Annotated in this window: 6 protein-coding genes; 5 read left to right on the forward strand and 1 reads right to left on the reverse strand. The window is 43.8% G+C overall.

What is annotated here, in order from left to right:
• Nucleotides 1–28: 28 nt before the first annotated feature.
• From NNN64_RS22575 to NNN64_RS22595, 5 genes are all read left to right on the forward strand, one after another.
• Nucleotides 29–436, forward strand: a complete 408-nt coding sequence (locus NNN64_RS22575; RefSeq protein WP_271442853.1) for an ATP-binding protein — start codon at nt 29–31, stop codon at nt 434–436.
• Nucleotides 433–1,668 carry a relaxase/mobilization nuclease domain-containing protein gene (locus NNN64_RS22580; protein ID WP_271442854.1) on the forward strand — a complete coding sequence of 412 codons (1,236 nt, stop codon included), beginning with the start codon at nt 433–435 and terminating at the stop codon, nt 1,666–1,668. The genes NNN64_RS22575 and NNN64_RS22580 overlap by 4 nt, the downstream gene beginning before the upstream one ends.
• Nucleotides 1,669–1,857: 189 nt before the next feature.
• Nucleotides 1,858–2,130 (forward strand): hypothetical protein, encoded by a 273-nt coding sequence (locus NNN64_RS22585; RefSeq protein ID WP_053286653.1) that lies wholly within the window; start codon nt 1,858–1,860, stop codon nt 2,128–2,130.
• A gap of 49 nt (nt 2,131–2,179) precedes the next feature.
• A complete protein-coding gene (locus tag NNN64_RS22590) occupies nt 2,180–2,566 on the forward strand; it encodes a hypothetical protein (protein ID WP_070810322.1) in 387 nt (128 codons plus the stop codon).
• Between the two features lie 26 nt (nt 2,567–2,592).
• Nucleotides 2,593–2,913, forward strand: coding sequence for a hypothetical protein (locus NNN64_RS22595; RefSeq protein WP_053286655.1), 321 nt, complete (start codon nt 2,593–2,595; stop codon nt 2,911–2,913).
• A gap of 136 nt (nt 2,914–3,049) precedes the next feature.
• Here NNN64_RS22595 and NNN64_RS22600 read toward each other — a convergent pair.
• Nucleotides 3,050–3,437: hypothetical protein (locus tag NNN64_RS22600; protein ID WP_271442855.1), on the reverse strand; the 388-nt coding region annotated here is incomplete at its 5' end.

The raw sequence follows: 3,437 nt of genomic DNA on the forward strand, positions 1-3,437 counted from the left end.
GTAATAAACATGAAATAAAAGGATAACTATGAACAGTGACATGAGTAATGATGATGATATAACCAGAGTATCAAAACGCGGTAAATTCTATACTGACAAATTTCCTGAGAATGAAATACGACATCACTGCATCAGTGTCAGATTAAATGAAGAAGAATTAATTATTCTCGACAGTAAAAGAGGTCAGTATAAAAAAGGAGAATGGCTCAGGATGGCTTCCCTGAATAAACTCCCGCCGGTTCTGCCAGAAATCAATCGTGAAGCATGGATTAAACTTGGCAGCCTTTCACAGGATTTAAACTACCTGTTGAGTCATCTCGACAGCAAAAGCCCTGACAGCGAACTAACCCGTACAGAACTCTTCGCCCTGCGCAGACAAATCAAAACTCTCAGGGATCACCTTATTCCCTCAACATTTCTGGAGTCAGACCCATGAAAGGCATGCAGAAAATAAAAAGGGGTAAACAATTCACAGGTGTGGTTATTTATAGCCTGAAGTCAGGTTCTCACCACAAAATCACGCCTTATGTCATCGGTGGCAACATGACGGGCAGCACTGCTGCTGAGCTTATAAGTGAATTTGAAGGCACCCGACTGCTGCGTCCCGATGTCGCCAAACCTGTCTGGCATAATTCACTTCGCCTGCCAAAGGGTGAGAATCTGTCAAACAGACAGTGGGCAGCATTCGCTGACGATTATATGGCCCGAATGGGCTTCACTGACACCCATCTTCGCTGCTATATCATGCACGATGATCCGGATGGGCAGCATATTCATATCATTGCAAGTCGTATTAACATGGTCGGTGGAAAACTGTACCTGGGGAAAAATGAAAATCTTATCGGCACACGGATTATCAGTGAGCTGGAGAGAGCACACGGCCTCACCGAAACTACGGGTGTAACCGGCAGTCGCCGCCAGGATAAAAGGAAGCCTTCCCGTAATGAACTGATGATGGCAGAACGCACAGCAGCTCCCTGCCCTAAGTCACTGTTGCAGGCCCTGCTCGACAATGCATTAACACACCATCCCGATTTACTAACCTTTGTTCGCTTACTGGAACAGGAAGGAGTGACCTGCAAACCCAATATCGCCACTACGGGTAAAATGAGTGGATTTTCATTTCAATACCAGGGTATTGCCTTTAAAGCATCTCAGTTGGGTAAAAAATATGGCTGGTCTTCCCTGCAAGCACTGATTGATTTTACGCCTGAGCATCTGAGTTTACTGAAAGAAGCCCAGAGGCCAACAGAACCTACAACCGCGCCAGTGCCAGTGCCAGTGCCAGTGCCAGTGCCAGTGCCAGTGCCATCATGCGAGTCTGAAGAACAGGCTGCAAACCGGGAAACGATTATGGAGAAAATCCATCAGCTTGAAGAAAAAATTCGTCTGGAAAGACAACAGGAGAAAGTGGGTATCATCCAGCTCAGGAGCAAATTGCATAATACGGCTCGTCAGATACCCCACAGGCGTCGTTTGCAGGCGTGGCTTTTATTACTCGGTCATATTGTTGTGGTTCTCAGGCGTAGAGGAATCTCACTGCTGCATGCCACTACCCATCCTTTTCGCAGGATTCTTCATTTGCACCTGTTGACACCTGTTCCTGTTACAGCATCTTATTCTCTTCAGGAACAGTCAGTTAGCAATAACCAGCACCTCACACCATAAAGTTAACTAGTCCATAACACAATGATAGTCAATGAAATATTGATCGTTTTTATAGATCGATAATCCACTTGTGATAGTTAAAACCTATTACATAGCAATCATCGATCGGTACAAGCAATTTTACTAAAGCGATTCCTTCGTCGAAAATGCTCAAAAAGACATCAGCTTACATCAACTCCGGGAGTCACTATGGATAATAAAACGATTAGCTGCCCTTTCTGCTTTACACAAAGCCAACACGGAGTGCGGGTTTGCAAAGGTTGCCATGCAAAAGTGGCCTATGGTGAAAGTCCGCTCAGTGTGGCATTCCTGTTTCAATTCTTGGCATTGGGCCTCGCCTGGTTAGTATTTTCATTGACCGGCAGCACTCCTGTCTCAGTCATTACGTTTTTTGCCAGCGTCATTATTCTTATCTGCATTATTAAAAAGAAATATGCAGACAGAGTTATTTTTATACGGTGATATTAATTTCACACCACAGCAAATATAAAAAATTATTATGCGAGAACTTATGAACAGATTCATTGTTACAGCATTTTTTATTTCCGCGTTCCTTATTTCTGGCTGTTCTACCTCAGGCAACCAGACTCTTAAAAATGAAACATCGAAAAGTCTGCAATCAAAAATCATTAAAAACAAAACGACGAAATCTGAAATTATTACCCGCTTAGGTGAACCGGACACCCGAACTACACTGGACAGTGGCAATGAAGAATGGACTTATTCAATGAATAACAATAAGTTTGATGCCACCACATTCATTCCCGTTGTTGGGCTGCTGACAGGGGGCTCACAGACGCAGGCCAAAACACTGGAAATCGAATTTAAAGGAGAAACGGTCAGCAAGTGGTCGTTCTCTGAAAATAAAAGCAGGATGAATACGGGTCTGATTCAATAACTCACCTTACAGTCAGGGATCTATTTATGAAAACTTATGCCGTTATCACACTCATTACCGCAGCATCGTTGCTGAGTGGCTGTAACAGTGAACCCTCCGAACAGGATATTTACACGGCCATGAATAAGGTCGTGGAACAGACGAATGCTTTCGTGAAATCTATAGCAGGCAAGGATGTTCCAAAAGACGCACTGCGCGAATTAAAATCAGTCAAAAAGCATGACTGCGTAGAAGTATCTGATAAAAGCTATAAATGCAATGTGACGGCTATTGTAGATAACGAAAAGCGTACTGCTGCTGTAACCCTTGTCAAAACGGAAGATGGCTGGCAGGTCGTTGATAAGTAGAGCCACTATAAAGCCATCGCGACAGGTGGGACACCGAATGGGTGGCCCTCCTTTTCTATTCCATCTGGTGTCCTGCCGGATACGCCTGCTCCATTTATCTCCAGTATCCCATGTCCTATCCACGCCGCTGTCGCTGTCACAGTCTTTTCCTGACCACTGAGCTTGGTGGAGTATAAGCCAGAGAGCCTGTAATGCGTTTCTTTTCATATTGGGCCAGTAAATCAGCATAAATATGCTCTGCTTCGTCCAGATTGCCTGAAATATAATTCACAAGTGAATTCAGGCAATGCAGCAATGTGTTGCTATTTGCAAGCTTCCTGAGCAGCGTTGTGTTCAGGGTCGAAACGACTCCTGTAAACATCTGCATAATATTATCGACGTGATAACATGAATTGCGGTACTGCGCTCGTGAATAAAAATACTTCAGATGATACCCTGCGAAGAGAACATAAAGTTTTTTATAAAAGGCATTGTTATTAACGCTGCTGTGATTATGGGTTATAAATTTATCAACAACATGTCTG

This window comes from Citrobacter sp. Igbk 14 (genome assembly GCF_028069825.1).
Taxonomy (GTDB): domain Bacteria; phylum Pseudomonadota; class Gammaproteobacteria; order Enterobacterales; family Enterobacteriaceae; genus Citrobacter.